The organism is Frigoribacterium sp. CFBP 13712, from assembly GCF_014842255.1.
Taxonomy (GTDB): Bacteria; Actinomycetota; Actinomycetes; order Actinomycetales; family Microbacteriaceae; genus Frigoribacterium.
This window is the reverse complement of sequence record NZ_JACYVH010000011.1, coordinates 1-21,552: the sequence shown is the minus strand read 5'-3', so window position 1 is coordinate 21,552 and position 21,552 is coordinate 1. Positions and strand designations below refer to the sequence as shown.

Sequence of the window (21,552 nt, the reverse complement as noted above, 5' to 3'; positions counted from 1 at the left end):
CCTGCAGATTTCTCTTAGCAACTAAAACAATCAGCGACCTGTCAGGCGGCGGGCTTCCAGCGACGCAGCAGCTGCGCGTTCAGCGCGACGATCACGGTCGACAGGCTCATCAGCACCGCGCCGGCCGCGGGCGAGAGGACGAAGCCGACCCCTGCCAGGACTCCGGCGGCGAGCGGCACCGACAGCACGTTGTAGCCGGCGCCCCAGACGAGGTTCTGGATCATCTTGCGGTAGCCGACCCGCGACAGCGAGATGACCGACAGCACGGCCCGCGGGTCGTTCGAGGCGAGCACGACGCCGGCCGACTCGACGGCGACGTCCGTCCCGGCGCCGATCGCGATGCCGACGTCGGCGCGGGCGAGCGCCGGAGCGTCGTTCACGCCGTCGCCCACCATGGCGACCCTCTGGCCGCGCTGCTGGAGCTCGGCCACGCGGGCGTCCTTCTCGTCGGGGCGCACCTCGGCGAACACCTCGTCGATGCCGAGCTCGCGCCCGACGGCCTCGGCGACCGGCCGGGCGTCGCCGGTGATCATGGCGACGCGCACGCCCGCCTCGTGCAGACGTCGCACCGCCTCGGCCGACTCGGGGCGCACCTCGTCGCGCAGGGCGAAGGCCGCCTCGACCGCGCCGTCGCGCAGGAGGTAGAGCACGGTCGCGCCCTCGTCCGACCATGATGCGGTCGCGGAGGCGATCTCGTCGGGCACCTCGTGGTCGCCGTCGCGCAGCAGACCCGGGCCGCCGACCGCGACCCGCACGCCGTCGATCGTGCCCTCGACGCCGCGTCCCGTGACGGTGCGGAAGTCGGTGACGTCGACCCGCGCCTCCTCGGGTCGGGCCTGAGGCGACTCGGCCTCGGCGCGGACGATCGCCCGGGCCAGCGGGTGCTCGCTGTCGCGCTCGACGGCGGCCGCGAGGCGGAGCGCGGCGTGCCGGCGGTGGTCGGAGGAGGCGGTGGCGGTGCCGGAGGCCGAGGAGGCGGTCGTCACGTCCGTCACGACCGGCTCGCCCCGCGTGAGGGTGCCCGTCTTGTCGAACAGGACGGTGTCGACCAGACGCATGCGCTCGAGGGCGAGGCGGTCTTTGACGAGGACTCCGGCGCGCGCGGCGCGTTCCGTCGAGATGGCGATCACGAGCGGGATCGCGAGGCCGAGGGCGTGCGGGCAGGCGATGACGAGCACGGTGACCGTGCGCGTGATGGCCTGGTCGACGTCGCCGATCAGCAGCCAGACGACGAAGGTGATGACGCCCGCGCCCGCGGCGAACCAGAACAGCAGGGCGGCGGCCCGGTCGGCGAGCGCCTGAGCCCGCGACGACGACGCCTGCGCCTCGGCCACGAGACGGCGGATCCCGGCGAGCGCCGTGGCCTCGCCGACCGCCTCGACCCGCACGCGCAGGGTGCCGTCGGTGGCGACCGTTCCGGCGACGACGCGGTCGCCGACAGCGCGGGAGACCGTGCGGGACTCGCCCGTGATCATCGACTCGTCCATCGCGGCCTCGCCGTCGACGATGCTGCCGTCGGCGGGGACCCTCCCGCCCGAGCGGACGAGCACGATGTCGCCGACCACCAGATCGGCGATCGCGACGGGCTCGGTGCCGCCTGCGGCGGGGGTGGCGTTGGCGTTGGCGGTGTCGCCGGTGGCGGGGGCGGCGTGGGCGGTGTCGCCGGTGGCGGGGGCGGTCGCGGCGGGGGCGGTCGCGGCGGCGTGGGTGGCGGCGGGCGAGACGACGCGGTCGGCGGTGTCGGGCAGCAGCGCCGCGAGGGCGTCGAGGGCTCCGGAGGCGGCGCCGAGCGCCCGCATCTCGGTCCAGTGGCCGAGCAGCATGATGACGACGAGGAGGGCGAGCTCCCACCAGAAGTCGAGGTCGAGCCCGCCGATGCCGAGCTGGGTCGCCCAGCTCGCGGCGAAGGCGACGGTGATCGCCATCGCGATGAGCAGCATCATGCCGGGCTGCTTGGCGCGGGCCTCGGCGACCCCTCCGCTGAGGAACGGCCAGCCGCCCCAGAAGAACAGGAACGTGCCGAGCACCGGCGAGATCCACGTCGAGCCGGGGAACTCGGGCACGTCGTAGCCGAGCAGCCCCGCGAACATCGAGCTGAAGACGATCACCGGGATCGCCACGACCAGACTCACCCAGAACTTGTCGCGGAACTGCGCCGCGTGATCGCCGTGCCCGCCGTGTCCGCCGTGCCCGTGTCCGCCGTGCCCGTGTCCGCCGTGCCCAGCGTGCGCGTCGTGACCGGCGTGCGCGTCGTGACCGGCGTGCGCGTCGTGACCGGCGTGGTCGTCGTGACCCGCACCTCCTGCGTGGTCGGCGTGCGGGGTGCTGTCAGGGTGCCCGGTGCTCATACACATACCCTAGGGGGGTATACGTCAGACCGCCAGCATCCGGTCGATCCCGAGTCGAGGAGGCGCGGCGTGGCAACCCCTGCCCGTCGCGCCGGTCAGCCCCCGACCGGAGGCCCGACCACGAGCAGCACGACGAACACGACCACGACACCGGCGACGAGCAGCCCCAGGGCGAGCCCGAGGTGCGTGAGCATCCAGCGCAGCAAGCGGTCGAGCGGGCGGCGATCGCGCGGGTCGTCGGTGGCGGTGCGTCGCCAGTCGCCGCGGAGTCGCCCGCTGCGGTCGATCCAGCGCTCGACCGGGACCGAGGCGTACGGCACGACGGCGCTCGCCAGCGCGGCCAGCGTGACACCGAGCGACCAGCGCTGGTTGACCGCGACGACGACCCCGGCGACGAGATACGCCAGGAACACGAAGCCGTGGATCGGCCCGGCGACGCTGACCGGCCAGTCGCCGACGCGGGCGACGTACTTCAGCAGCATGCCGCCGATCAGCAGCGACCAGGTCACCACCTCGGCGACGGCGAACGAGCGGAAGAGGGTGCGAGGCGACACGAGTTGCTCCTGGTCAGGGGCCGACGGGGTACTGCGTCCATGCTCGCAGCCCCCGCCTGGGCGTGCGCCCGCGCGCTGCGCGCTGCGGCGCAGCGCGCTGCGCTGCGGCGCCGCGCGCGCCCCCTCCTCGAACGAAGCGACCCGAAACGAGCCCTGAGGCGCCAGGAGGCCACGCTTTGCGTCACCTCGATGACGCGGTACGGGGTGCGAGGCGGGGCGCAGGGGGCGGCGAGCTCCCTGGGCGCCGACCCGCGCGTCGCACCCGAACGAAGTGACTCGAAACGGGGCCTGGGGTGCCAGGAGGCCGCGCTTTGCGTCACCTCGATGGGGCGGCGCGCGGACGGGCGCCGCCGACGCCGAACGATGTGACGCGGAACGGGCGCTGGGGCACCGGGAGGCCGCGCTTTGCGTCACCTCGATGGGGTGGAACGGGGTGCGAGGCGGGGTGCAGGGGGCGGCGGGCTCCCTGGGGGTCGACCCGCGCCTCCCGCACCTCCCGCGCGTCAAGCCCGAACGAAGTGACTCGAAACGGGCCCTCACCCGCTTGGAAGCCCCCCGTTGCGTCACCTCGATGAGGCGGCGCGCAGGCGGGCGCCGCCGGCGCCGAAGGAAGTGACTCGAAACGGGACCCGAGGCGCCAGGAGGCCACGCGTTGCGTCACCTCGATGGGGCAGGGCGGGGGGCGCAGGGGGCGGGGCGGGGGGCGGGGGGCGGGGGCGCAGGGGGCGGGGCGCTGCCTGGGTGCCGACCCGCGCCTCCTTGGTTGAGTGGGGGCATGACGACACTCGCGATCATCGGAGCAGGCAAGGGGCTCGGCGCTGCCGTCGCCCGACGATTCGGCCGGGAGGGCTTCAGCGTCGCGCTGATCTCACGGCACCAGGGGCGGCTCGACGCGCTGGCCGCCGAGCTCGGCGCCGACGGCATCACGGCTCAGGGCTTCACCGCCGACGTGCGCGACCCCGCGAGCCTCGCGGCCGCGCTCGAGCAGGCGACCGAACAGCTCGGGCCGATCCAGGTGCTGCAGTACAGCCCCCTGCCGCAGAAGGACTTCATGCGCCCCGTGCTCGAGACGACGCCGGCGGACCTCGTCGGGCCGATCGAGTTCTCCGTCTACGGACCCGTCGCGGCCGTGCACCAGGTGCTGCCGGGCATGCGGTTCCTGCCCGGAGGCGGCGGCACGATCCTCTTCGTCAACGGCGGCTCGGCCGTCACCCCCGGCAAGAACCTCACCGGCACGTCGATCGCGTTCGCCGGCGAGACCGCTTACGCGCAGCTGCTGCACGAGGTGCTGGCCGACGAGGGGATCCACGTCGCGCAGCTGATCATCCCCGGCGGCATCGACCCGCAGAGCGAGGGCAAGAACCCCGACGCCCTGGCCGAGCTGCTCTGGCAGCAGCACGTCTCGCGGAGCACGTTCCGCACCACCGCCCCCGAGGCCTAGTCCGCCCGGCGCTGCGTGCGCCGCCGCCCGCCACCCGCCACCCGCCACCCGCCGCCCGGCGCTACCGGCGCTGACGGCGCCGCGTCACACCCCGGAAGCCGCGCCACACCCTGAGAGATCGGGGTGTGGCGCGATATTCGGGGTGTGGCGCGACTCTCGAGGGCGGAGAGACGAGCAGAGGCCCTCGTGCACGCACGAGGGCCTCCGTGTTCTCGCCGAACAGAGGGTGCAGCGGGATCGACTAGCGGGCGTCGATCGAGAACTGCACCGGCGCGGGCAGATCGGCGATGTGCAGCGTGTACGTCGTCACCGCACCGGCGGGTGCCGCGAGGTCGAGAGTGACCGACTCGCCGTTCAGCCAGCTGCCGGTGACGAACCGACCCTGCGCATCCGTGATCATGAAGCTCGCGAAGAGCGAACCGTGGATGGTCACCGCGGCGCGGCCGTCCGCGATGTCGCCGACGACGACCGTGCCCGGAGCCGGCGTGCCGGGCTCACCGGGGTCGCCGGGCTCACCGGGCTCACCCGGGTCGCCGGGCTCACCGGGGTCACCGGGCTCGCCGGGGGTCTCGCCCTCCTCGGTGCGGTCGATGACGAGGGGCTGGCTCTCGACGACCGTGCTGTAGCCCTCACGCAGCTCGAGGGTGAACGCAGTCTTCTCTCCGGCCGGGGCCGGGAGCGACACACGGCCGACGCCGTCGGTGCCGAAGGCGTCGAGGCCGTACGAGTCGCCGGAGGCGTCGACGACGCTCCAGATCTGGCCCGCGGGGCCGGCGAGGGTGACCGTGGCGTAGCCCTCGATCACGGCGCCGACGCTGTAGGAGACGCGGAAGTCACCGGGGACGCCGGGCTCCTCCGGCGTCTCCGGGTCGACGGGCGTCTCAGGGTCGACCGGCACCTCAGGGTCGACCGGCACCTCGGGGTCGACCGGCGTGCCGGGGTCGACACCCTGGCGCGGGTCGACGCGCCACTCGGAGAGGTAGGGGACGCCGTCGACGACGGAGCGGACGGTGAACACGTTCTCGCGGTCGTTCGCCACGCGGATCGAGACCGTGTTGCGGCCCGAGCCGTCGAGCAGGGTGCGGGTCTCGACGCCGCGCTCGTCCGTGAAGACGACCAGAGCGTGGGGCGCGCCCTGCACGGAGACCTCGACGGCGCCGTCGCTGACGCCGAGGAGGGTGATGGCGGGCCGCTCGGCCGTGCCGTCGCCGATGGTCGAGGCGATCGTCGCCGACGCGGTCGAGGAAGCCGAGGCGTTGGGGCTCGCGGCGAACGCGGGCCCGGCGACGAGGGAGGCGAGGACGACGCCGGCGGTGCCGATCGTCGCGAGGCAGGTTCTGGCAGTGGACATGGTGCTCCTTGTGTCAGGCGCATCCGACGGACGCGCTGACCGGCATGCTACACGCGACATACTGGGCGTTATGGACGGCGGGTGCGGACCTGTGGACAGCCGACGCGGCCGGCACAGCGCGCCGCCGCCCGCCCCGTCACACGCCGCCGAAGCGCTCCGTGCGCACGCGGGTCGGCGCGTGACCGAGCTCGACCAGCCACCCCGCCACGGCCTCGACGAACGAGTTCGCCCCGCAGACGTAGACGAGCGGGTGCTCGACGGCGGGCAGCACGAGCGACTCGAGCTCGTCGCGGGTCAGGCGCCTCGCCGGCCGCGCCTCCCCCTCCGGCACCTCGCGCGTGTAGACCCAGTCGACCCGCAACCCCGCCCCGCCGGCACGAGCGCCGGCACCCGCACCCGCCTCAGCACCAGCACCAGCAGCACCACCAGCCCCCGAGGAGGCGCGCACGGCCTCGTCGAGCTCCCCCGCGAACCAGCGCGACCGCGGGCCGCGCACCGACGCGAGCAGACGGAACGGAGGCGCCTCGAGGCTCCGCGCCCGCACCATCGCCATGAGCGGAGCGAGGCCCGACCCGCCGCCGATCAGCTGCACGGGCGCCTCGCGCACCGGCGTGGCCCCCTCCGGCTCGGGCAGCACGGCGTGCACGGCGGAGCCGGGCTCGAACTCGGTCGGCGGCCAGACGAACCAGCCGCCGATCGGGCCACGGACCTCGATCGGGTCGCCGGGCTCGGCGGCGTCGACGAGGTAGGGCGACACCTCGCCGTCGTCCATCCGCTCGACCGTCACCTCGATCTGCGGGGCACGACCCGCGCCTCCCGGGCCGGCGGGAACCGGGCTCGCATCGACGACGCGACCCGCGCCTCCTGGGCTCGCGGGATCCGCACCCGTCTCGGCGACGCGACCCGCGCCTCCTCCGGGCCGTCGGGAGCCGCGCACATCCGACAGCGAGTACGAGCGCACCGCCGTGTACCCGTCGTCGGCGGTGAGCCGCAGATCCACGTGCTGCCCGGCTCGAGCCGGCCGCAGACCCGGCACCGCGATCGTCAGCGACCGCGCCCGCCCGGTCTGCGGGGACGCTGCGACGATCGTGCCGGGCAGCCAGTCGAACGAGTCACCGACGGGGCTCACGCGTAGCGCTCCTCCTTCCAGGGGTCGCCGTGGGGGTGGTAGCCCATGCTCTCCCAGAAGCCGCGACGGTCGGTGGCCATGGTCTGCAGGCCCTGCAGCCACTTCGCGCTCTTCCAGAAGTACAGCCCGGGCACGAAGAGGCGCGCGGGCCCGCCGTGCTCGGCGTGCAGCGGCTGCCCCTCGTAGGTGTCGACCACCCACGCCTTGCCGCCCAGCAGCTCGGTGAGCGGCAGGTTGGTCGTGTAGCCGCCGTGACTGGTGGCCATCGCGAACTCGTGCTGCGTGTCGAGCCCGTCGAAGAGGGTGTCGATCGAGACGCCGCGCCAGTGGGTGCCGAGCTTGCTCCAGCTCGTGACGCAGTGGATGTCGGTCTCGATGTCCTCGTGCGGCAGCGCCTGGAAGTCGGCCCAGCTGAGCGAGCGCTGCGCCGTCTCCGTCGCGATCTGGAGCTCCCACCGCTTGATGTTCGGCGTCGGCCCGGCCGACAGCACGGGGAACCCGTTCTCGAGGTACTGCCCCGGTGGGAGGCGCGGGTCGGCTGCGCGCCGCCTGCCGAGCCCGGTGAATCCGGCCATGGTGCGCCTCCTGGGTGCTGCTGTTCGGTCTCTCGTCGCCCCCAGCTTCGCACCACCACGGCGTCGCCGTATCTGCGATCACGCTGGGAGAACGTTGACCCCGACATGGGTGGAGGTCGTACGGTGGACGGAGGTCAACTCGAAAGGACCCCACATGGCTGAGTACACCCTTCCCGATCTCCCTTACGACTATGCAGCGCTCGCGCCGCACATCAGCGCGAAGATCATGGAGCTGCACCACTCCAAGCACCACAACACGTACGTGACCGGCGCGAACACGGCCAACGCCGCCCTCGCCGAGGCCCGTGAGACCGGCGACCTCGCCAACGTCAACAAGCTCGAGAAGGACCTGGCCTTCAACCTCGGCGGCCACGTCAACCACTCGATCTTCTGGACGAACCTGACCCCCGAGACCGGCGAGCCCACCGGCGACCTGCTCGAGGCCATCGGCTCCGAGTTCGGCGACCTCGAGAAGTTCAAGGCGCACTTCACCGCGACCGCTCTCGGCGTGCAGGGCTCCGGCTGGTCGGTGCTCGCGTACGACGTGCTCGGCGAGAAGCTCAGCGTCTTCCAGCTCTTCGACCAGCAGGGCAACGTGCCGTTCGGCCTCGTGCCGCTGCTGATGCTCGACGTGTGGGAGCACGCCTACTACCTCGACTACCAGAACGTCCGCGCCGACTACGTCAAGGCCTTCTGGAACATCGTCAACTGGGACAACGTCGCCGCCCGCTACGCCGCCGCGACCACCAAGACGCAGGGCCTGCTGACCGGCTTCTGATCCGGTCCCCCGCAGCCGCATCGCTGCTCTCGAGGGCGCATCCGCTTCGGCGGGTGCGCCCTCGTCGTCTCCTCCACAGACCCCCGTCGTGCGCCCCCGGGTTGAAAACGGCCCCGAGGAGGCGCGGTGCACCCCGACCCTCCCCTAACGTGACGGCATGACGAACGTACGGCGGTGGCAGCGGCACGTCGCCGCGCCGGTCGCCGCGGTCGTCTACTTCGCGTTCTGGGTGGCGAGCACCTGGGGCAACGGCGGCGTCGCCGACAATGCGGTCGTCTTCGGTCTGTTCGCGATGGCGATCGGGCTGGCCTACTGGATGCCCGTCACGGCCCTCGTGCTGGTCGTCGTCGTGCCCGTGCTGCAGCTGTTCGGCGTCGTCGAGGCCCCGCGAGAGGACACCTGGGGCGCCTACGTGGCCATCGCCCTGGTGATGTTCTTCGTCGCCGTGCGCCCCTCACCGTGGCTGCGCCTCGCGGCCCTGCTGATCGCGGCCGGCGTCGCCGCGCTCGGCGCCTGGCTGCTCGCCGTGCCGACCATCACGCGCCCCTACGTCTGGAGCAGCTGGGTCGGCACGGGCGCCGCCGGCGGGCTCCGTCTCGAGTTCTCGCTGCTGACGGCGGCGCTCTTCGGCGTCTTCGCCGGGGCGTGGGCGATCGGCGTGGCGTTCGCGAGCATCCGGCGCGTGCTGGTCATCCGGCAGGCGCTCGAGGCCACCGAGACCCGGTTCGAGGCGACCGACTTCGAGCTCCGCATCGCTCAGGAGCGCGCCCGCATCTCGCGCGACGTGCACGACGCGCTGGCGCACTCGCTGGCGGTCGTCGTCTCGCAGGCGCAGGGGGCGATCGCGTTGCAGCACACCCGACCCGAGGTGACGGCCGAGTCGCTGCAGAACATCGCCGAGGTGGGTCGCACGGCCCTGCTCGACGTGCGGCGCCTCGTCGAGCGGATCACGCAGGACGACGACGTCACGGCGCCCCGCGAGACCCTCGCCGACATCGAGGGGCTCGTCTCGGCGATGCGCGAGGTCGGCATGGACATCGGCGTCACCGAGGAGGGCGAGCCCGGCGAGCTGGCGCCGTCGCAGCAGCTCGCCGTCTACCGCATCGTGCAGGAGAGCCTGACGAACGCCCTCAAGCACGCCGGCACGACGAGCAAGGTCGTGATCGCCATGGACTGGCGGGGGCCCGGCCTGTCGCTGCTGGTGACCTCGCGGGGTCGCGGCGCCCCGCTCGTGGCCGCACGCACCGGGGTCGACCGCGGCGCCGGGGTGCGCGGCATGGTCGAGCGGGCGCGCCTGGCCGGCGGGTGGCTGACCGCGCAGCCGTCGAGCGACGGCACCGGGTTCGAGGTGACCGTCTTCGTGCCGACCAGACGTCGACCCGACTCGGCCCGCACCTCCGGCGCCTCGACGGGCAACTACCCGCGCACGCTGCTCGACGGGACGGGTGCGGGTTCGTCGGACCCCGCCCCTTCTCCTGCTGGGCACGCGCCTGCGGCTGCGCCCACGCCCTCCACTGCCCCGCCTGCTCCTCACGAGAGAGACCCTCATGCCTGACCTCACCGAGCCGACCCGCGCCATCCGCGTCGCCGTCGTCGACGACCAGCCGCTCTTCGCCTCGGGTCTGCGGATGCTGATCGAGGCGCAGCCCGACCTCGCTTGCGTCGGCACGGCCGTCGACGGGCGCGAGGCGCTCGAGCTCGTCGCCCGTGAGTCGCCCGACGTCGTGCTGATGGATCTCCGCATGCCGGTGATGAACGGGCTCGAGGCGACGGCGCGCATCCTCGAGGGGGTGTCGCCCGACGATCTGCCGCGGGTCGTGGCGCTGACGACGATCCAGCGGGACGAAGCGGTGTTCGGTGCGCTGAAGGCCGGGGCGTACGCGTTCCTCACGAAGGACGCGACGCCCGACGACGTCATCACGACGATCCGCGCGGCGTTCGCGGGCGACCCGGTGCCGACCGCGGGGGCCGCACTCGACGTCGTGCACGAGTTCGCCGTGCCGCCGACCGCGCCGCCCCGGGTCGACCCGCTCGCGCCCCTGTCGCCCCGCGAGCGCGAGATGTTCACGCTCGTCGCGAAGGGCCTGAGCAACACCGAGATCGCGACCGAGGCGTACCTCAGCGAGGCGACGGTTAAGAGCCACGTGCGCTCGGTGCTGCAGAAGCTGGGGATGCGCAACCGGGTGCAGATCGTCGTCTTCGCATACGAGAACGGCGTGGTGTCCGGGCCCGACCGGAGGCGCGGGTGAGCAGCCGAGAGCAGCTCGCCAAGCGGATCACCGCGGTCGCCGTCGGGGTCGTCGTCGCCGGGGTGATCGCGGTCGGCATCCCCGCCAATGCGGCCTACACGCTGCCGAGCCCGCCCGAGCAGGACCGCACGGAGTGGCTGATGCCGCTCGACGCCTACATCGGCCCGAGCACGACGAGGCTGACCTACGCCGAGGAGCTGCTGATCGAGCCGTGCCTGCAGGCGGCGGGATTCGAGGGGGTCGAGGTCCCGTGGCGGGACGTCGACGCCGCGACGAACGCCCTCGAGTCGCAGCCGGTGCGGGCGTTCGATCTGACCGACGCCCGGGCGCGCGGCTACCACGTGGCGCCGACCGACGACCCGGGGGCGACGGCCTGGCGCACCTACTCGACGACGGTGTTCGCCGATCCCGTGTTCGACGCCCGGATGAGGTGCGGCGACCAGGTGCTGACGGAGCACCCCGAGCTGGCACAGGACGACCTGACGTCGTCGATCGCGATCCGGCTCGGCGACGCCGCGTTCTCGGAGGCGCGGCGCGACGACCGCGTGCTCGACACCGCCGACGAGTGGCGGAGCTGCCTGATCGACGCCGACGTCTTCGACACGGGGCCGTTCGCGACGGAGGCGCTGGCCGAGACCCTGCCGCGCTCGCCCGCGGGGATGCCGACGATCGACATGGCGGCCGAGTTCGGGTCGGACGATCCGTCGTCGCCGATCAGCAGCGACGAGATCCGCCTGGCGACGGCCGACGCGGCCTGCCGGGAGTCGTCGGGGTACCTGGAGGCGCTGTACCAGGCCGAGTGGCAGCGGCAGCTGACGGTGCCGCACGACTACGGCGAGGTGCTGGCCCAGGTCGACGTCGAGGGCATCGCGGCCGCGACGCGGACCGTCGAGCGGGTGCTCGAGACGCGCACGCCCGCACGGCGGTGACGGGGGCGCGGCTGTGCGGCGGTGCGGGGGCGGGGCGAGGTCATCCCCCTTTGCGGGGGCTGCACATTCGTGCGGCTGGTCTCTAAACTGCGACCAGAGGAACAGCAGGGGAGCGGGGGCGACCTGTCGGCCTGATCGACTCTGCGCCCGGAGCCGTTCAGGCCGGCAGGTCACACCGGTCACGCGGGGCAGGGCTAGCCTGTCCGGGTGAGCGACTCCTCCGGCACGACGGGCCCCGACGCGGGTCTCGTGTTCGGCCTCGTCGTCCGGGCCATGGCGAGCGGCACGCTGCTCGGCATCGCCGTCGTCGTCATCATCGCGATCGTGTCGTCGATCGGGGCACCCGCCGGGGTGTCGACGTCGTCGTACCTGTTCGCCGCACCCGTGGCAGGCTTCGTCGGCGCGCTCGTCGCCCTCCTCGCCGTCACCGTCGCCCTCATCACGGTCCGCCTGGTCGACCCGCACCGCCGACACCCCCGCCGCCGCATCGCACTCGGAGCGATCACCGCCGGGCTCGCCGTCGGTGCCGCCGCCCTGGCCGCCGACTCCCCCGGCTTCACCGTCCCACCCTGGGCGGCCGCCGTCGGAGCCGTCGCCACCGGCGCGTTCGCCGTCCGCAGCCTCGTGCGCTACGAGCGGCTGCGACGCGCACCCGACGCACCGCGCCCCTCCGGCGAGGGCTAGCGGCGCACCCCGGCCTCGGGCGCCGCCCCGGCCGCAGCACCGGTGGCGGCACCGGTGCCGGCACCGCCCTGCGGGACGACACCCGCGGTGCCGACCTCCGCCGCACCTCCGGCAGGGGGCTCCGACTCCGCCGCAGACCGGGCGCCCCGCTCCGGCACGGCTCGCACCACGCGGCTCGCGTAGAGCACCCCGCCGACCACGACCACGCCCGCCACGAGCTCGACCACGTCGGGCACCTCGTCGAAGGCGAGCCATGACGCCAGCACGCCGATCACCGGGACGAGCATCGAGAACGGCGCGACTGTGCTCGACGGATACGTGGCGAGGAGGCGCGTCCACAGCCCGTAACCGAGCACCGTCGCGACGAGCACCACGTAGAGCAGCCCCACGATCGACGGCAGCGCGTCGAGGGTGAACAGCGTCGCGAACGTCTGGCCGATCCGTTCCGGGCCCTCGACGACGAACGACAGCGCCAGCATCGGGATCGGCGGCACGACCGACATCCACAGCGTCAGATGCAGCGGGTTCGGAGCGGCGGCCCGCCGCACCGCCACGTTGCCGAGCGCCCAGCCGAGCGCCGCGCAGAGACACAGCACGACGGGCAGCAGCGCCGCGACCTGAGACCTGTGCACCGCGATCACGGCCAGCGCCAGCACCGCCACGCCGATACCGATCGCCTGCCGTCGCGTGATGCGCTCGCGCAGCCAGATGCCCGCGATCACCACGGTGAACGGCGCGGACGCCTGCAGCACGAGCGACGCGAGGCCCGACGGCATGCCGGCCTCCATCCCGAGGTACAGGAACCCGAACTGCAAGATGCCGAGGGCGAACCCGACCATCAGGAGGCGCGGCCACGGGATCGCCGGACGCGGCACCAGCAGCAGGGTCGGCACCGCCAGCAGAGCGAAGCGCACCGCGACGAGGAGGAACGGCGGGAAGTGCTCGAGCGCCAGCGCCGTCATCGGGAAGTTCACACCCCAGCAGACCGCGACGACGAGGGCGAGGAGGCGGTCGCGGGGGCTCATGGCTCCATGCTGGCGGATGCCTCGTTGCAGGACCAGCGCGCATCTCCGCGGTGACCTTGTAGCCTCCCTTCATGGACGTGCAGCATCTCGAACTCCTCCGCGAACTCGACGAACGCGGCAGCGTCACGGCCGTCGCGGCGGCGACCCACCGCTCGCCGAGTGCCGTGTCGCAGCAGCTCAAGACCCTGCAGCGCCAGCTCGGCGTCGAGCTGGTGCAGAGGGTCGGACGCGGGGTGCGACTGACGGAGGCGGGGCAGGCGCTCGCGCGCGCCTCCTTGGCGGTGTCGACGGCGGTGGCCGAGGCGGAGGCGACGCTCGAGGCGGTGCGGACCGGCGCGACGGGCGTCGTGCGGCTCGCGGTGTTCCCGTCGGCGGCCGAGCTGCTGCTGCCCGGGTTCGTGACGCGGATGCGGGCCCACGCCGGCATCGAGGTCGAGATCGACGACCGCGACGTGAGCGAAGACGAGTTCGCCCGGCTGACCGCGGACTTCGATGTGGTGGTGGGGCACCGGTCGGACGGGGTCGCGCCTCCTGATCGGTCGCGGCTGGCGATCGTGGCGCTGCTGCGCGAACCGCTCGAGGTGGCGATGCCGCTCGATCACCCGCTGGCGGGGCGTGAGCGCGTGACGCTCGGCGACGTGATCGGCGAACCGTGGATCGGCGTCCCGGTCGGGTTCCCGATCGACCGCGTGCTGACGGCGATGGCATTGCGGGCGGGCGTGACTCCGGATGTGGTGCACCGCAGCCTGCACCTGCCGCTGCTCGAGAACATGGTGGCCGCGGGGCACGGGATCGCACTCGTGCCGCGGCACACGTCGGCGGGGCGCGCGCGGGGGCGGTTCCATCTGGCGACGCTCGAGGAGGTGCGCGCCGGGCGGCACATCGAGGCGCTGATGCGGCCGGATCGGGCCGTGCGGCCGGCGGTGCGCGTCGTGGTCGACGAGCTGCTGGCGGAGGCCCGGGTGACGGAGGCGGCCTCCGAGGAGGCGCGCATCAGACCCGAGAGCGCTTCCGCCTAGCGGACGCCCTGCGTGGCGAGGTAGGCGACGGGGTCGGTGGCGAGCCCGTTCTGACGGACCTCGAGGTGCAGGTGGCAGCCCGTCGAGCCGCCGGCCGTGCCGACGCCCGCGATGTTCTGACCGGGGGTCACGGTCTGACCCTGCGACACGAAGATGCCCGACGACTCCATGTGCCCGTAAGCGCTGCTGATGCCGTTGCCGTGGTCGATGATCACGAGGTTGCCGTACCCGCCGGCGGGGCCCGCGTACGAGACGGTGCCGGCGGCGATCGAGTAGATCGGCGTGCCGCACGAGGCGCCGAAGTCGGCACCGGCGTGCAGCTTGTACTCGCCCGTGATCGGGTGCACGCGGTAGCCGTACGCCTGGTACGAGCCGAACGAGCGGATCGCGGCGACCCAGCCGGTGCCGGGGTCGGGCTGCGTGGTGCCGGGGCCGGAGCCCGCACCGACGCTGATCGGGCCGGTGCCCGCGGCGCCGGCCTGGAGCTTCGCCTGGGCGGCCGCCGCCTCGGCGGCCTGCGCCTGGGCGAAGGCCTGCTCCATCGAGATGCGGTCGTCTTGCAGCACGACGAGCTGGGCGGCCAGCGTGGCCTTCTCGGTGTCGATCTTCGACGCGTCGGCCTTGGCGGCCTCGTTGGCGGTGACGGCCTCGTCGAGGGCGGCGTCGGCCTCGTCGGTCAGGCGGTCGCGCTCGTCGAGGGCGACCTTGGCCTGGTCGGCGAGCGAGGTCGCGAGGTTGTCGGCGGCGATGGCGCGATCGCGCAGCGCGTCGAGATTCTCGCCGACCTTGCTCGACATGCTGAGGCCACGGAGGGTGTCTTCGGCGCCGGCGCCGGACGACAGCAGGTCGCTGAGGGTGCCGGTGCTGGTCGGGCGGGCGAGCATCGCGGCGGCCTGACCGACGACGATCTCGGACGAGGCGGACTGCTCGCGGGCCTCGTCGGCCTTCTTCTGGATGGCGGCGTAGGTCGCGTTGGCCTCGTCGGCCGCGGCCTGCGCGTCGACGAGCACCTCACCGGCGGCGTCGGCGGCCTTCTGGGCGTCGGCGGCACGGTTCGTGGCCGCCTCGAGTGCGGCCTCGACGTCGGCGATGGCGTCTTTCTTGGCCGTCTCGGAGCTGCGGGCCTCTTCGATCTGAGCCCAGGTGGGGGCGGCGGCCTGGGCCTGAGCGGGGACGGCGAGGAGCGAGGCGACGCTGAGCCCGACGACGGCGATCGCGGTCGTGACGGCACGTCGTCCCCGGGAGGCGCGGGTCGACCCGGAGAGGTCGGGGCGCGTGGTGAGGCGGTGCATGCTTCTCAGTCTCGGTCAGAACGGCTGGGACATCGCTCGACGACTGTCGGCGGAGTCCCAACACTATCGTCATGCTCATGCCGCGAGGCGGACCTGCCCCGATCTGGGGATGAGAATCAGGCTTCTCCACAGGTCGCGGACGCGGCCGCCTTCACACAGGCGACACATGACGGCATCATCCGGGCAACGCGCGTGCCCTAGCGTCGTCATGACCGACTCACCCTGATCAGGAGGCCCCATGACCGCGAGCGCGCAGGCCGAGAAGCGACCCGTCGACCGGATCCCGCCGCTGCGACGGCTGTTCCCTCTCGGGCTGCAGCACGTGCTCGCGATGTACGCGGGCGCCGTCGCGGTTCCGCTGATCGTCGGTGGTGCGCTCGTCGGCATGGGCGAGCTCGAGCCGGGCGACATCGCGTACCTGATCAGCGCCGACCTGCTCGTCGCCGGCATCGCGACCATCATCCAGTCGGTCGGATTCTGGCGCTTCGGGGTGCGGCTGCCGCTGATGCAGGGCTGCACCTTCGCCGCCGTCGGCCCGATGATCGTGATCGGCGGCGAGTACGGCATCACCGCGATCTACGGCTCCGTCATCGCGAGCGGCCTGTTCATGATGCTGCTCGCACCGTTCTTCTCCCGACTCGTCCGGTTCTTCCCGCCGATCGTCACCGGCACCGTCATCCTCATCATCGGCGTCTCGCTGATGGACGTCGCGGCCGGCTGGGTCGGCGGCGGCACCGGCTCGGAGGACTTCGGCGACCCGCTCGACATCGGGTTCGCGGCGGGGACCCTGCTGCTGATCATCCTGATCGAGCGGTTCGCGCCTCCTGCGATCCAGCGGGTGTCCATCCTGCTGGGGCTCGTGATCGGCACACTCGTCGCGTGGCCGTTCGGCCTCACCGACTGGAGCGGCGTCGGCGAGAGCGCCTGGTTCGGCCTCGCACTGCCCTTCCACTTCGGGCTGCCCACGTTCCCGATCAGCGCCATCGTGTCGATGTGCATCGTCGGCCTCGTCATCATGACCGAGACGACCGGCGACATCATCGCGGTCGGCGAGATCGTCGACGAGCCCGTCACCCCGCGCCGCCTCGCCGACGGCCTGCGCGCCGACGGCCTCTCGACCGTGATCGGCGGCGTCTTCAACACGTTCCCCTACACGGCGTTCGCGCAGAACGTCGGCCTGGTCAGCATCACCGGCGTGCGGTCGCGCTACGTGGCGACGTTCGCCGGGGTGATCCTCGTCGTGCTGGGGCTCGTGCCCGCCCTGGGCGCCGTCGTCGAGGGGGTGCCGCTGGCGGTGCTCGGCGGCGCGGGCGTGGCACTGTTCGGCATGGTCGCCGCGAGCGGCATCCGCACGCTGTCGAAGGTGAAGTTCAACAACTCGAACATCCTGATCGTCGCGGTGGCGCTGGGTGTCAGCCTGCTGCCGACCGTCAGCCCCGACATCTACGCGCAGTTCCCGACCTGGTTCACGATCGTGTTCGACTCGGGCATCAGCGCCGGGGCCCTCGTCGCGGTGCTGCTCAACCTGCTGCTCAACTCGGAGTCGCAGCAGCGGCGCCACGGCGGCGTCGACCGCGACGTGTCGGCGCACGACGCCGTCCGCGGCCCGTCCGCACCGGCGGCGGCCGACCGCGACGCCTGAGCAGCGGCTGGCGGTCAGCGGCGAGCGCGGCGCACCGGGCGGTGCCGGCGACGCCGCGAGGCGATCATGCTGATCAGCGCAACGAGGGCGGCGATCATCATCGCCGCTCCGAAGATCACGAGCACGGGCTGTGGATCGGTGCACGTCGGGTAGTCGACCGAGCAGACCGTGAACGGGGGCGCCTCCTGCCCCTCCGCGTCGAGCACCGCGAAGGAGGCGCGCCCCAGCGAGAAGATCGCCAGACCGAGCAGGGTCACGACGACCAGCAGGCCGGCGAAGATGCGCCGCACGATCCGGCCGTCGTCCACTGAGCTCATGACTCGAGTCTCGCGCTCGGCCCCTGTGCTGTCATCGGCCTCAGGGCGGACCCGGGATCGTTCGCGGGTCGTGCCTCGCGTGCGTGTCGCGAACCGCGCCTCCTGCAGTGCCGAACCGCGCCTCCTGCNCCCCGGCAGCCCCGCGAACGCGCACGGGCGAACGGACGCGCGGACGGCACGCGACCGTCGCCTAAAGTCGAACGCGCCGCATCGCGGCACCCCTCCCCCTTCTTCTCCCCAGGAGTCCTCGTGACCGCTCCCTCCCCCGCGCCCGTCGTGCGCCCGCACCGCGACGACACGGTGCTCGGCGTCCTGCGGTCACCGCGCCTCCTGACCCGGGAGGCGCTGGCCGGCATCGTCACGACGCTCGCCCTCGTGCCCGAGGTCATCTCGTTCTCGGTGATCGCCGGCGTCGACCCGATGGTCAGCCTGGTCGCCTCGATCGTGCTCGCCCTCGTCATGTCGCTGCTCGGCGGCCGCCCCGCCATGGTCACCGCCGCCGCGGGCTCGGTCGCGCTCGTCATCGCCCCGCTCGTCCGTGCGCACGGCGTCGAGTACGTGCTGCCGGCCGTGCTGCTCGCCGGCGTCATCCAGATCGCGTTCGGCACGGCGGGGCTCGCCCGGCTGATGCGGTTCATCCCGCGGTCGGTGATGATCGGCTTCGTCAACGCCCTCGGCATCCTCATCTTCATGGCCCAGGTGCCGCACCTGATCGACGTGCCGTGGATCGTCTACCCCCTCTTCGTGCTGACCATCGTCATCGTCGTGCTGCTGCCGCGCATGACGAAGGCCGTGCCGGCGCCGCTCGTCGCCATCGTCGTCGTGACCGTGATCGTCGTCGCGGCCGGGCTCGACGTGACCACCGTCGGCGACGAGGGCGAGATGGGCGGCGGGCTGCCCGGGCTCACCCCCTGGCTCGTGCCGTTCTCGCTCGAGACGCTCGGCATCATCCTGCCGACCGCGCTCAGCGTCGCGTTCGTCGGCCTGATGGAGACCCTGCTGACCGCGAAGCTCGTCGACGACATCACCGAGACGCCGTCGCGCAAGGGCAAGGAGTCGTGGGCGCTCGGCGTCGCGAACATCGCCGCGGGCGCCTACGGCGGCATCGCCGGCTGCGCGATGATCGGCCAGACCGTCGTCAACGTCAAGATCGGCCGGGCCCGCACCCGGGTGTCGACGGTCGTCGCGGGGCTGTTCCTGCTGCTGCTTGTCACCGCCCTGAGCGAGGTGATGGCGCGCATCCCGATGGTCGCGCTGGCCGCCGTGATGATGATCGTCGCGATCTCGACGGTCGACTGGCACAGCGTCCGGCCGTCGACGCTGCGGCGCATGCCGATCCCCGAGACGCTCGTCATGGTCGTCACCGTCGCGGTCGTCGTCGCGACCGACAACCTGGCGCTCGGCGTCGCGGTCGGCGTGCTGCTCGCCATGGTGCTGTTCGCGCGGCGGATCGCGCACGTGATCCGGGTCGAGCGGACGGTCGAAGGAGGCGCGGCGAGCGCCGACGGCATCGGGCTCAGCAGTGCAGGGCCCGGCAACGCAGGGCCCGGCAGCGCGGGGCCCGGCAGCGCGGGGCCCGGGAGCGGGGCCTCGGTCCGTTACGACGTGATCGGACCGCTGTTCTTCGGCAGCAGCAACGACCTCGTCGAGCACTTCTCGTACGCCGACGATCCGGCACGGGTGACGATCGACCTGACCCGCGCCTCCGTCTGGGACGCCTCGAGCGTCGCCGCACTCGACGCCGTCGGCACGAAGTACGCCGCGCACGGGGTGGAGGTCGAGTTCGTCGGGCTCGACGACCGCAGCAGCGAGTTCCACGGGCGGCTGACGGGCCGGCTCGGCAGCTGAGCCGGGGCTGCGCGCGGGCTCGAGGGGCTGCGGCGGGCTGCGAGCGAGGTTCGGCGGGTTCGTGTCATCGGGGGCGGGTCAGCGCTGACCCGCCGAGGATGACGGGAACCCGCCGAACCCCTTGGGAGGTGCGGAGCGCGGGGCTGCCGGAGAGCGGGGCGGGCGCAGAGCGCGGGGCGGGCGCGGAGCGGCGCTGGCGCGCAGCGGGGCTACGCGCGGCGGCGGCGCAGCTCTCGGCGGAGGGCCCGGCGCTCGCGCCACGACGGCGGGGGCGGCGGCACCTCCGCGGCCTCGCGCGCACGACGCTCGGCGCGCCGCCGGTGCCAGGCCAGCACCTCGGCGTCGACGTCGCGCGTCGGCGTCACCACGGGCGGTCCGCCGCGCAGCTGCCGCCGCGCCTCGACGATCCGCGCGTTGTAGTCGTCGACGTGCGCGCGCACCGCGGCCTCGGCGAACAGCCCGTCGAGGGTCTGCTCGAACGACGCGTGCTCCGTCCGCAACGACAGCGCAGGAGGCGCGAGCCCGGTCAGCCCCTCCCTCTCGATCAGGCCCCGGATCCACCAGTCGGGGTCGACCGTGTCACCGGCCAGACCGGGCAGCGGCTTGCCGGCCAGCGGCAGGTCGTCGAAGTCGCCGCGCGCGATCGCCTGGTCGATGGCCGTGCGGGCCCAGGCGCGCATCTCGGCCGCGGTGCGGTTGTCGGTCGGAGCGTCGGCGGCGGGAGCCGCACCGTCGGTGCGGTAGCGGGCCGCGGCCACGCGGGGGTCGTTCGCCGCGCCTCCGGCCCGACCCGCACCTCCTGCATCGCCGGGTTCGGTTCGCCGTTCCATGCGCGCGAGAGTACGCCGCGCCTCCTGAACCGGGACGCCGAGGAGGCGCGGGTCGGGGGACACCGAGGAGGCGCGGGTCAGGCCCGCGGGTCGTGGACGGCGGCCCCATGGGGCACCCGCCGCGCGAGCACTCCGGCGAGGAGCAGCACGATCACTCCGGCGGCCGGCATCACGAGCAGACCCCAGCGCAGCGAGGTCGCATCGGCGATCAGCCCCACCAGCGGCGGCGAGAACAGGAACCCGAGACGCATCAGCCAGCTCAGCAGCGTCAGACCGGTGCCGCGACGGAAGCCGGGCAGCTGGTCGGCCGCGTGCATCGCTCCGGGGATCAGCGTCGCCACGCCGAAACCGGCCGCACCGAAGCCGATGATCGTGCCGGGGATCGACGGGAACGCCAATGCGAGCCCCGTGCCGACCGCGACGAGCACGCCGCCGATCCGGGCGACGGTGCGCTGCCCCAGCCGATCGACCATGACGTCGCCGACCAGCCGGCCGATCAGCTGCATGCCCGCGAGCGACACGAATCCGAGCGACGCGATCGTGATGCTCGCCCCCAGCGAGCCCGAGAGGTAGACGGCGGCCCAGGTGTTGCCGGCGTCCTCGACGATGGCCGCGCCCATGGAGACGAGCACGAGGGCGGCCAGCACGGCCACCGTCCCGAAGCGGAGGGCGGAGCGGCCGGCGACCGCGGCGACCGACGCGACGGACGGGTTCGACTCGACCCGCGCCTCCTCGGCTGCTGCGGTGCTCGTCGCTTCGGCGTTCGCTGCGCCCGTGCCGGCTGCCCGGCCGCCGGCTGCGCTCGTGTCGGACGCCTCGGCGTCGGCCGCCTCGCTCTCGTCGGTCGGCTCGGGGCCGGCGAGCATCGAGCGGTACGAGAGCAGCGCGACGACGCAGAACAGCGCGGCCGAGACCGACAGGTGCACGGGGGTGGGGATGCCGAGCCCCGCGGCCGCACCGCCCATCAGGCCGCCGATGACGGCTCCGACGCTCCACGCGGCGTGGAACGAGTTGAGGATCGATCGCCCGTAGCGCCGCTGCACCCGCAGGCCGTGCGAGTTCTGGGCGACGTCGGTGATGGCGTCCATCGCTCCGGCGAGGAAGAGACCCGCGGCGAGCAGCGCCCACGACGGCGCGACACCTGCGGTGAGGACTCCGAGGCCGGTGATGATCGTGCCGACCACGGCGACCCGCGACGACCGGAACCTGCGGATCAGCAGCCCCGCCGCCAGCCCGGCCACGATCGCCCCGAGCGGGAACGCCGCCACGGCCACCCCGAACTCGGCGTTCGACAGCCCGAGCCCGTCTTTGATCGCCGGGTACCGCGGCAGCAGGTTCGCGAAGATCGCGCCGTTCGTCAGGAACAGCAGCGACACCGCCCAGCGCGCACGCTGGATGTCGCGAGGGACCGGGGGGCGAGACGTCGTCGTGCTCATGGGGGCTTCCGGGTGGGGGTGCGGGATGCGGGGTGGGTGCGGGGTGCGGGGTGCGGGGTGCGGGGTAGCGCGCTGTGTACGAACGTACATTAGCGGCGAAGAACC

At 73.2% G+C, this 21,552-nt stretch carries 19 protein-coding genes; 9 read left to right on the top strand and 10 right to left on the bottom strand.

What is annotated here, in order from left to right:
- Positions 1 to 41: 41 nt before the first annotated feature.
- A complete protein-coding gene (locus IFT51_RS13905; RefSeq protein WP_192061689.1) occupies positions 42 to 2,348 on the bottom strand; it encodes a heavy metal translocating P-type ATPase in 2,307 nt (768 codons plus the stop codon).
- A 95-nt stretch (positions 2,349 to 2,443) separates the two neighbouring features.
- Complete coding sequence (locus IFT51_RS13900) at positions 2,444 to 2,902, bottom strand: DUF3817 domain-containing protein (RefSeq protein WP_192061688.1); 459 nt, start codon at positions 2,900 to 2,902, stop codon at positions 2,444 to 2,446.
- Between the two features lie 775 nt (positions 2,903 to 3,677).
- Between IFT51_RS13900 and IFT51_RS13895 the strand changes: the two genes are divergently transcribed.
- Positions 3,678 to 4,343 (top strand): SDR family NAD(P)-dependent oxidoreductase, encoded by a 666-nt coding sequence (locus tag IFT51_RS13895; RefSeq protein WP_192061687.1) that lies wholly within the window; start codon positions 3,678 to 3,680, stop codon positions 4,341 to 4,343.
- Between the two features lie 241 nt (positions 4,344 to 4,584).
- Here the strand turns inward: IFT51_RS13895 and IFT51_RS15250 are convergent, their stop codons facing one another.
- The 3 genes from IFT51_RS15250 to IFT51_RS13880 form a co-directional block, all read right to left on the bottom strand.
- On the bottom strand, positions 4,585 to 5,694 hold the full coding sequence (locus IFT51_RS15250; protein WP_244637319.1) for a hypothetical protein: 1,110 nt from the start codon (positions 5,692 to 5,694) through the stop codon (positions 4,585 to 4,587).
- A gap of 136 nt (positions 5,695 to 5,830) precedes the next feature.
- Complete coding sequence (locus IFT51_RS13885) at positions 5,831 to 6,823, bottom strand: oxidoreductase (protein ID WP_371740815.1); 993 nt, start codon at positions 6,821 to 6,823, stop codon at positions 5,831 to 5,833.
- Positions 6,820 to 7,398 (bottom strand): molybdopterin-dependent oxidoreductase, encoded by a 579-nt coding sequence (locus tag IFT51_RS13880; protein WP_192061686.1) that lies wholly within the window; start codon positions 7,396 to 7,398, stop codon positions 6,820 to 6,822. Before IFT51_RS13880 ends, IFT51_RS13885 begins: the two co-directional genes overlap by 4 nt.
- Positions 7,399 to 7,552: 154 nt before the next feature.
- On the opposite strand from IFT51_RS13880, the gene IFT51_RS13875 reads away from it, so the two are divergent.
- The 5 genes from IFT51_RS13875 to IFT51_RS13855 all read left to right on the top strand — a co-directional run bounded on the left by IFT51_RS13875 (position 7,553) and on the right by IFT51_RS13855 (position 12,038).
- Positions 7,553 to 8,176, top strand: coding sequence for a superoxide dismutase (locus tag IFT51_RS13875; protein ID WP_192061685.1), 624 nt, complete (start codon positions 7,553 to 7,555; stop codon positions 8,174 to 8,176).
- A 157-nt stretch (positions 8,177 to 8,333) separates the two neighbouring features.
- Positions 8,334 to 9,731, top strand: coding sequence for a sensor histidine kinase (locus tag IFT51_RS13870; RefSeq protein WP_192061684.1), 1,398 nt, complete (start codon positions 8,334 to 8,336; stop codon positions 9,729 to 9,731).
- Entirely contained in the window at positions 9,724 to 10,425 is a 702-nt protein-coding gene (locus tag IFT51_RS13865) for a response regulator transcription factor (protein WP_192061683.1), read from the top strand. The genes IFT51_RS13870 and IFT51_RS13865 overlap by 8 nt, the downstream gene beginning before the upstream one ends.
- Positions 10,422 to 11,354, top strand: coding sequence for a hypothetical protein (locus IFT51_RS13860; protein ID WP_192061682.1), 933 nt, complete (start codon positions 10,422 to 10,424; stop codon positions 11,352 to 11,354). Before IFT51_RS13865 ends, IFT51_RS13860 begins: the two co-directional genes overlap by 4 nt.
- A 207-nt stretch (positions 11,355 to 11,561) precedes the next feature.
- The gene (locus tag IFT51_RS13855; protein WP_192061681.1) at positions 11,562 to 12,038 is read left to right on the top strand and encodes a hypothetical protein; all 477 of its coding nucleotides are present in this window, start codon (positions 11,562 to 11,564) and stop codon (positions 12,036 to 12,038) included.
- Here the strand turns inward: IFT51_RS13855 and IFT51_RS13850 are convergent.
- Positions 12,035 to 13,063, bottom strand: coding sequence for an EamA family transporter (locus tag IFT51_RS13850; RefSeq protein WP_197982073.1), 1,029 nt, complete (start codon positions 13,061 to 13,063; stop codon positions 12,035 to 12,037). The two genes, IFT51_RS13855 and IFT51_RS13850, sit on opposite strands and share 4 nt — an antisense overlap.
- A 71-nt stretch (positions 13,064 to 13,134) precedes the next feature.
- Between IFT51_RS13850 and IFT51_RS13845 the strand changes: the two genes are divergently transcribed.
- A complete protein-coding gene (locus tag IFT51_RS13845) occupies positions 13,135 to 14,082 on the top strand; it encodes a LysR family transcriptional regulator (RefSeq protein WP_192061680.1) in 948 nt (315 codons plus the stop codon).
- Here the strand turns inward: IFT51_RS13845 and IFT51_RS13840 are convergent.
- Complete coding sequence (locus IFT51_RS13840) at positions 14,079 to 15,374, bottom strand: M23 family metallopeptidase (protein ID WP_192061679.1); 1,296 nt, start codon at positions 15,372 to 15,374, stop codon at positions 14,079 to 14,081. The genes IFT51_RS13845 and IFT51_RS13840 overlap by 4 nt on opposite strands.
- A gap of 238 nt (positions 15,375 to 15,612) precedes the next feature.
- On the opposite strand from IFT51_RS13840, the gene IFT51_RS13835 reads away from it, so the two are divergent.
- The gene (locus tag IFT51_RS13835) at positions 15,613 to 17,016 is read left to right on the top strand and encodes a nucleobase:cation symporter-2 family protein (RefSeq protein WP_192061678.1); all 1,404 of its coding nucleotides are present in this window, start codon (positions 15,613 to 15,615) and stop codon (positions 17,014 to 17,016) included.
- Between the two features lie 14 nt (positions 17,017 to 17,030).
- On the opposite strand, the gene IFT51_RS13830 is transcribed toward IFT51_RS13835, so the two are convergent.
- Positions 17,031 to 17,333 (bottom strand): hypothetical protein, encoded by a 303-nt coding sequence (locus tag IFT51_RS13830; protein ID WP_192061677.1) that lies wholly within the window; start codon positions 17,331 to 17,333, stop codon positions 17,031 to 17,033.
- A 249-nt stretch (positions 17,334 to 17,582) separates the two neighbouring features.
- Between IFT51_RS13830 and IFT51_RS13825 the strand changes: the two genes are divergently transcribed.
- Complete coding sequence (locus IFT51_RS13825) at positions 17,583 to 19,181, top strand: SulP family inorganic anion transporter (RefSeq protein WP_192061676.1); 1,599 nt, start codon at positions 17,583 to 17,585, stop codon at positions 19,179 to 19,181.
- A gap of 209 nt (positions 19,182 to 19,390) precedes the next feature.
- Here IFT51_RS13825 and IFT51_RS13820 read toward each other — a convergent pair whose 3' ends face one another.
- Together IFT51_RS13820 and IFT51_RS13815 are read right to left on the bottom strand one after the other, a co-directional pair.
- Positions 19,391 to 20,011: a DUF1992 domain-containing protein gene (locus IFT51_RS13820; RefSeq protein ID WP_192061675.1), complete on the bottom strand. Its 621-nt coding sequence runs from the start codon at positions 20,009 to 20,011 to the stop codon at positions 19,391 to 19,393.
- Positions 20,012 to 20,088: 77 nt separating this feature from the next.
- On the bottom strand, positions 20,089 to 21,447 hold the full coding sequence (locus tag IFT51_RS13815; protein WP_192061674.1) for an MFS transporter: 1,359 nt from the start codon (positions 21,445 to 21,447) through the stop codon (positions 20,089 to 20,091).
- Positions 21,448 to 21,552: the final 105 nt, after the last annotated feature.